We start from the raw sequence: 6828 nt of genomic DNA, 5'->3' as shown, positions 1-6828 counted from the left end.
GCCGCGTCGGACCACCTCGTGGTCGTCGAGCAGGAACACGCGAATCGGCGTCATGGCAGGCTCATCTCTTACGAAAACTCTGTGCGTTCAGTGTGGCAGGGGTTCAGCGGGCCGGCCGAAGCAGCGCCGCCAGGACACCGAGCAGGTCGTGGTCGGTGACGACACCCAGCGGTGCGCCGTCGGTGTCGACGACGACCAGGGCGTCGCCGCCCAGGCCGCGCATGCGCGTCGCGGCGGTGATCACGTCGGTGTCCGCGGGGACGAAGGGCTCCCCCGTCACCAGGACGTCGGCGGCGCGGCGGTTCTTCAGGCCGATCGGGTCCATCGCCCACACCGCCGCCAGGTCGCGGTCGGACAGGATGCCGAGCGCGACGCCGTCGCGGGTGACGACCAGGTGCCGCAGCCCGCGGGTCAGCATGACGTCCATCGCGGTCCACAGCGTGTCGGTGGCGTCGACCGCGACGACGGGCGCGTGCATCACGTCCCCGACGTCGGGCGGCCGAGCGGAACCGGGCCCCATGTGCAGCGCGGCGCGGGTGGTGTTCGTCATGGCGGCCTCCAAAGGTCAAGCGGCGCGCGTCGCCGCAACCCGAGTCTCATGGACCGAGGCGGCGGACGGGAGGGCCGTTCGACCCTGCTCCCAGGGGCCTGTCGAGCGGAGTCGGGGGCATCGCGGCGACACAGGTCTGGGGACCCGCATGTGGGGGCCGTTGGTCCCATGTGTGGATCCGCCTGTGCACGCCACAGTGTTCCCAGGGCAGTCGCGTCCGTTCCCGGACGACGCGCCGTGCCCGGCTCTCACGAATATACGAATGTGATGCAACGGGAGGAACGGGCATGGAACCGACCGGAGACGACCGCATACACGGCACCCCGCCGCAGCTCGCCGAACCGGTCGTGTGCCCGCCGCCGCCGCTGCGCAGTCGCCGCCACCGAGTCCACGCCGTCCTGCTCGGGCTCCTCGTCGTCGCGGTGAGCGCGGTGCCCGCAATCGCCTTCCTTCTCGCCCACGCCCAGTACTCCCAGTCCGAGGCCGAGCGACAGGCCGAACTCGCCCGGCGCCACCAGGTCTCCGCGGTACTGCAACAAGACATAGGCGGCGTCGATTCTCTGCTCCCGCTCGGCTCCGGGGGGACATCGGTCGACGCGCGGGTGAGCTGGACCCAGGCCGACGGGTCCCTGCGCACGGCCGTCGCCCCGGTGCCGGCGCCCGGGAGTTCCGGAGAGACCACCACCGTGTGGCTCGACGAGGCAGGCAACCCCGTCGAAGAGCCGGCACCTCCGTCCCGCGCCGTCCTCGACGCCGCCGCGGTGGCCGTCGCCGCCCTGCTGTGCGGAGGCGCGGCCGTCCTGATCCTGTACGCCACCGAGCAAAAGCTCTTCATGCGCTCCCGCCAGCGCGCCTGGACCCGCGACTGGGACCGCATCGGCCCCACCTGGACCGCAGCCGCATAGCGTCACCTGCCGCGCCGGCGTTCTCCCTCGTGCACGTTCCGATGTCGACACCCCGCAGGAAGCCCCGGCATACGGCACGGCGCGGATTCGGCGCCGACCGGGCCCGCTCAGCCCGAGCAACCGGGCCGAACGACCCTCCCCCGCCCGCCTCTTCGCGAGAAAAGTCGGGTCCGGCACCGCACACCGTCACGCGCCGCCATCCGCACGTAGGACGTCACAGCGCCGCTTCCCGCTCAATCGACCCGAAGGGTGAACGCCAACCATGACCACACCCCGGCAGACCGACCCGGCCTCCCCCGACCGACACGCGCTCGCTGCGGACGGCACCATGCTGCGCCTGGCCCCGGCGGCCACGAGCGACGAGCCCTCGGTGCGGGCGCTGTTCGAGCGATTGTCGCCGGAAAGCCTGCACATGCGCTTCTTCGGCGGGTCACAGCGGGCCGCCACCGACACCGCTCGGCGTATCTGCGCGGTCGACGCACCCGGTGCGGGCGCCTTGTTGGCCTGGCACGGCGGTGCGGCCATCGGCGCGGCGGAGTTCTACTCCACCGCGCCCGGCGAGGCGGAGCTGGCGGTCACGGTGGCCGACGACTGGCACCACCGCGGAGTCGGCACGCTGCTGATCGAGCACTTGATCGACGTGGCCCGCGCGCAGGGTGTGCGCTTTTGGACCGCGGATGTCCTGTCCGGCAACCGTGCGATGCTGCGCGTCCTCCAGGACATGGGGCTCCCACTGCACCGCACGGTGAAAAGCGGGGTGGTCACCGCCGTCATCCCGCTGCGGCCGACCGCCGACGACCCCGGCCGCGAGGAGTTCCTGTCGGCGATGGGGTTGCGTGAACGCCAGGCGGACGCGGCGAGCCTGCTGCCGCTGTTCCGGCCGAGGACCGTCGCGGTCGCCGGCGCCGGGCGGCGCCCCGACTCGGTCGGCCGGGCCATCCTGGCCAACCTCACCGCCGCCGGCTGGGACGACGCCTTGTTCGTCCTGCACCCGAGTGCGGACGAGATCGCGGGGGTGCGCGCGTACTCACACGTCGCCGAAATCCCTCGGGTGCCGGACACCGTCGTGGTCGCCGTTCCCGCAAAGGCGGTTCCCGAACTCGCCGAAGAATGCGGGCAGGCAGGCGTGGCCGCATTGGTGGTGGTCACCTCGGGCCTTGACGCCGGCCAAGCGCAAAGCCTGCGCGACAGCTGCCACCGGCACGGCATGCGCATGGTGGGCCCCAACGGTGTCGGCATCGCGGACACCGCGGGCCGCACCCCGCTCCTCGCCAACTTCACGGGGGTGACCCCGATCCCGGGCCGAGTCGGCGTCGCCGTGCAGTCCGGTGGTGTGGGGATCGCGTTGCTGCGGCAACTGAACCGGCTCGGCGTGGGCGTCTCGACCTTCGCGTCACTCGGTGACAAGTACGACGTCAGCGGCAACGACATGCTCCAGTGGTTCGAGACCGATCCGCGCACCGAACTCGCCGTCCTGCACCTGGAATCGTTCGGCAATCCACGGAAGTTCTCCCGCGTCGCGCGACGGACCGGCCGACAGATTCCGGTGCTGACCGTCGACGCCGGACGCTCCGCACCCGCACGACGAGCCGCGGCTTCCCACACCGCAGCCGCGGTCACCCCGACCGTCGCACGCGGCGCGCTGTTCCGGCAGGCCGGTGTCACCGCGACCACCTCGATCGGCGACCTGGTGGCCGCGACCGCCCTGATGGCCGCCCAACCCCTGCCGGGGAACGCCGCCGTGGCCGTCATCGGGAACGCCGGAGGCCTGGGGGTGCTGGCCGCCGACGCGTGCGCCGACGCCGGTCTTGCCGTGCCGTACCTCGGCCCCGAACTCGAAGAGGCGCTGGCGCAGTTGCTTCCCCCGGGAGCCGCATGCGCGAACCCGATCGACGCAACCGCGAACGTGCCGGCGGATTCGCTGCGCCGCGCCGTCGACCTGATCGCCTCCACCGGCCATGTGGGAGCGGTGCTGCTGGCCCTCGCCCCGACCGCGCTCGGCGACCCGCTGGCGGACCTGACCCGAGGGTCGGCGGTGCGCGGCATCCCCATCGTCGTCGTCGCCCCCGACCGCGCGGACGCCGTCGACCTCGTCCCCGCCCTGCACGGCTCCTTCCCGGTCTTCGCCGACACCCGGACCGCCGCGGTCGCCCTCGCGCACGCCCGCGACCGGGCGATGTGGCTGGTCCGCCCGCCCGGCACCGTGCCGCACCTCGACCGCGTCGACGCCGACCGCGCACGCGAGGTCGTCGAGGGCCACCTGGCCGAAAACCCCGACGGTGGCTGGCTGTCCCCGGACGAGTGCACCGCCGTCATGGAGGCCTACGGCATACCACAGGCGCCCTCGCGGACCGTCACCACCGCACGAGACGCCGTGGAGGCGTTCCGGGCGCTGCGGAGCAGCTCGCCCAGCGGCGCGGTCGCGGTCAAGGCCCACGGGCCGGAACTGACCCACAAGACCGACGTCCAAGGCGTCCTTCTGGGCCTGAACAGCGCGGACGCCGTACGCCACGCCTACGACGAGCTCCGCAAACGCCTCGGCCGGCGCATGCACGGCGCCGTCGTCCAAGCCATGGCCGCTCCCGGCGTGGAACTGATCGTCGGCATCGAACAGGACGACACCATGGGCCCGTTGGTGCTGTTCGGTCTCGGCGGCACCCACGTCGACATCCTCGACGACCACACCGCACACCTCGCGCCCCTGACCGACCTGGACGCCAAAGACCTCATCACCGAGTCGAAAGCCTCGAAACTGCTCCACGGCCACCGCGGGGCACCCCCGTGCGACATCGACCGGGTCGAGGAGCTGCTGCACCGCGTGTCCCGCCTCGCCGACGACCTGCCGCAACTGCGGGAACTCGACCTCAACCCCGCCATCGCCACCCCTGACGGCGTCACGGTGGTGGACGTACGCATCCGCGTCGCGCCACATCACCCGACCGACCCGTACCTGCCGCGCGTCCGCTGAACCGACCCCCGGAGAACACCGTCATGGATCCGTAATGGGGGTTCTCGCTGACGGCGCTTCTTGATCTTTTTAGGCTTGCTGCCGGTGGGCGCTGTGCTCTCGGGGTGCTTGGGGAGGCTGTTTTTTGATGTTGCGCAATCGCTTGATACCAGTGCTGGTCTCCGTCGTTTTTGCTCTCTCGGCATGCGGCAGTGACTCGTCGGACAGCGCCGACGCCGGCACCGCGGGTGGGAACACCGCCCCGACGTCGAGTCCGGCGCCTGGTGCTCCCTCGTCGGAAGGCGCGTCCGCGCCGTCGAGCGCCCCGGCCGGTCCTTCGGTGACTTCCCCTGTCTCGGTGCCGGACAAGTTGCAGTTCACCGCGTCCACGCTGGACGGCGCACAGTTCAAGGGCGCGGAACTGGCCGGAAAACCGGTGGTGTTCTGGTTCTGGGCGCCCTGGTGCCCCAAGTGCAAGAGCGAGGCTCCCGGCGTGGCGGCGGTGTCCGCCCGGTTCCAGGGAAAGGTCGCGTTTGTCGGAGTGGCCGGTCTCGACAAGGAATCGGCGATGAGGAAGTTCGTCGCCGACACCAAAACCGGCGGCATCTCGCACCTGTCCGACGAGAACGGGGAAGTCTGGCGCAAGCTCGGCATCACCCAGCAGTCGACGTTCGTGTTCATGGCACCGGACGGTTCGACCACGAAAGCGTCCGGGCCACTGGGCAAGGACGAGTTGGAGCGCAAGGTCGCCGAACTCGCCGCGAAGGGCTGACCGGCGATGGGCGACGTCCCGTACGCGCTGGCGCTGGCGGCCGGGCTGGTCGCGGCGTTCAACCCGTGCGGCTTCGCACTGCTGCCCGCGTACTTGACGCTGCTGATCGCGAGCCCGGAGCAGGACGCGAGCCGTACCGCGGCAGTGCTGCGAGCGCTGCGCATGACGGCCGCGATGACCGTCGGATTCGTGGCGGTGTTCGGAGCGTTCGGGCTGATCGTCACGCCGCTCGCGCTGTCGGTCCAGGAGTGGCTGCCGTGGGCCACGATCGTCATCGGGGTTGTGCTGCTCGTCCTCGGCGGGTGGCTGCTGTCCGGCCGGGAACTCTTCTTCTCCGGACCGAAGTTCAGGACAGGGCCGCCCACCCGGTCGGTGTAGTCGATGGTCCTGTACGGCGTCTCCTACGCGGTCGCCTCGCTGTCGTGCACGATCGGACCGTTCCTGGCACTGACCACGAGCACGTTCGAGACCGAGAGCATCCCCGCCGGGGTGGCGGTCTTCCTCGCCTACGCACTGGGGATGGGGGTCGTCGTCGGCGTGCTGGCCCTTGCCGTCGCTCTCGCGCAGTCCGTCGTCGTGACGCAACTGCGGCGCGGCATGCGGTACATCGGCCGAATCAGCGGCGTCCTACTGCTGGTCGCGGGCGCGTACGTGGCGTACTACGGCTGGTACGAACTGCGTGTCAACGACGGCGGAACCACCCAAGATCCGATCATGGACCGCGCCTACGAGATCCAAGGCGCGATAAGCCGGTGGGTCGAAGACCTCGGCTTCGGCGCCATCGCGGTGGCGTTCGCTGTGCTCTCGGCCGCCGGATTCGCCACAGGCATCGTCCGCCGCGTCCGTGTCCGACGGCAGGCACGGCACAACGCGCCGGACTGCCGCTCGACATGACCGATTGAGTAGGCGACTGCGTTTCGTCGCGTTGGCCTTCGGGGCCTGGCCGCTTCGTGGCCTGCACCGATAGGACCGCACCCAAAAGGTTCCCGCGACCCACGAACACCACTTCACCACTCGATGATGAGCGACGCGTCCGGGCCGTGCTGTCCACGCGGATACCCTCGCAGATGCCTACGCGGTGGCCTTCGGAGGAGACTCGTGCTGCGCGTACGCGACGGCGTCCTCAGCGGTGGCGTCCGGGGCGGCGGCCAAGCGGTGTTTGCGCTTGGGCAGGCCCAAAGTGGGATGTGAGGTGGCCCAGAGCGCACCCTTGAGAATGACCGCCTTGATGCGGGCGGACTGTCGGCCGCCCTTGTACGTCGGCTTCGCCTGTCCTTCGCCGTCCACTTTCTGCAAGATCCCGTCACGTCGGCCGAGGCTGATGTGGTTGAAGGTGTAGACCAGCTTGGTGTGCGCGACCTTCCCGCCGGTCAGGCGCCCCACGATCGCCTCGATCGCCTGCCTGCCGGTGTAGCCGGCGGAACCGCAGGACATCGGCAGCGGCCGGCCGTTGTCACCGATCGCATAAACGCTGTCACCGACGGCGTATATGTCCGGGTGCGAGATCGACCGCATGGTGCGGTCGACGACGATCCGGCCGTTCTCGGTGACTTCCAGCCCGCTCGCGGCGGCGATGGGGCTGACCGTGAACCCGGCGGTCCACACGGTCGCGTCGGACGCCAGGGCGGTGCCGTCGGCGCACCGCACCCGCGTC

General features: G+C 70.8%; 7 protein-coding genes. 5 read left to right on the top strand and 2 right to left on the bottom strand.

Annotated features, from left to right (window positions below; translation table 11 throughout):
* Positions 1 to 103: 103 nt before the first annotated feature.
* Positions 104 to 550, bottom strand: a complete 447-nt coding sequence (locus tag ACRX5W_RS32995; protein WP_436792083.1) for a CBS domain-containing protein — start codon at positions 548 to 550, stop codon at positions 104 to 106.
* Positions 551 to 837: 287 nt separating this feature from the next.
* On the opposite strand from ACRX5W_RS32995, the gene ACRX5W_RS32990 reads away from it, so the two are divergent.
* From ACRX5W_RS32990 to ACRX5W_RS32970, 5 genes are all read left to right on the top strand, one after another.
* A complete protein-coding gene (locus tag ACRX5W_RS32990) occupies positions 838 to 1455 on the top strand; it encodes an Rv1733c family protein (RefSeq protein WP_436792082.1) in 618 nt (205 codons plus the stop codon).
* Positions 1456 to 1717: 262 nt separating this feature from the next.
* On the top strand, positions 1718 to 4423 hold the full coding sequence (locus tag ACRX5W_RS32985; protein WP_436792081.1) for a bifunctional acetate--CoA ligase family protein/GNAT family N-acetyltransferase: 2706 nt from the start codon (positions 1718 to 1720) through the stop codon (positions 4421 to 4423).
* Between the two features lie 319 nt (positions 4424 to 4742).
* Positions 4743 to 5174, top strand: a complete 432-nt coding sequence (locus ACRX5W_RS32980; RefSeq protein ID WP_436792080.1) for a redoxin domain-containing protein — start codon at positions 4743 to 4745, stop codon at positions 5172 to 5174.
* Between the two features lie 6 nt (positions 5175 to 5180).
* Positions 5181 to 5552, top strand: coding sequence for a cytochrome c biogenesis protein CcdA (locus ACRX5W_RS32975; RefSeq protein ID WP_436792079.1), 372 nt, complete (start codon positions 5181 to 5183; stop codon positions 5550 to 5552).
* 3 nt (positions 5553 to 5555) lie between these two features.
* The gene (locus ACRX5W_RS32970; RefSeq protein ID WP_436792078.1) at positions 5556 to 6068 is read left to right on the top strand and encodes a hypothetical protein; all 513 of its coding nucleotides are present in this window, start codon (positions 5556 to 5558) and stop codon (positions 6066 to 6068) included.
* Between the two features lie 177 nt (positions 6069 to 6245).
* Here ACRX5W_RS32970 and ACRX5W_RS32965 read toward each other — a convergent pair.
* Positions 6246 to 6828: FAD-dependent oxidoreductase (locus tag ACRX5W_RS32965; protein ID WP_436792077.1), on the bottom strand; the 583-nt coding region annotated here is incomplete at its 5' end.

It is taken from the genome of Yinghuangia sp. YIM S10712 (genome assembly GCF_051388935.1).
Lineage (GTDB): Bacteria > Actinomycetota > Actinomycetes > Streptomycetales > Streptomycetaceae > Yinghuangia.
This window is presented reverse-complemented; position numbering and strand designations above follow the sequence as displayed.

What these genes read in the sequence shown, in the direction of transcription:
- ACRX5W_RS32995 (WP_436792083.1), bottom strand. Translation starts at nt 550, where the DNA reads ATGACGAACACCACCCGCGCCGCGCTGCACATGGGGCCCGGTTCCGCT.
- ACRX5W_RS32990 (WP_436792082.1), top strand. Translation starts at nt 838, where the DNA reads ATGGAACCGACCGGAGACGACCGCATACACGGCACCCCGCCGCAGCTC.
- ACRX5W_RS32985 (WP_436792081.1), top strand. Translation starts at nt 1,718, where the DNA reads ATGACCACACCCCGGCAGACCGACCCGGCCTCCCCCGACCGACACGCG.
- ACRX5W_RS32975 (WP_436792079.1), top strand. Translation starts at nt 5,181, where the DNA reads ATGGGCGACGTCCCGTACGCGCTGGCGCTGGCGGCCGGGCTGGTCGCG.
- ACRX5W_RS32970 (WP_436792078.1), top strand. Translation starts at nt 5,556, where the DNA reads ATGGTCCTGTACGGCGTCTCCTACGCGGTCGCCTCGCTGTCGTGCACG.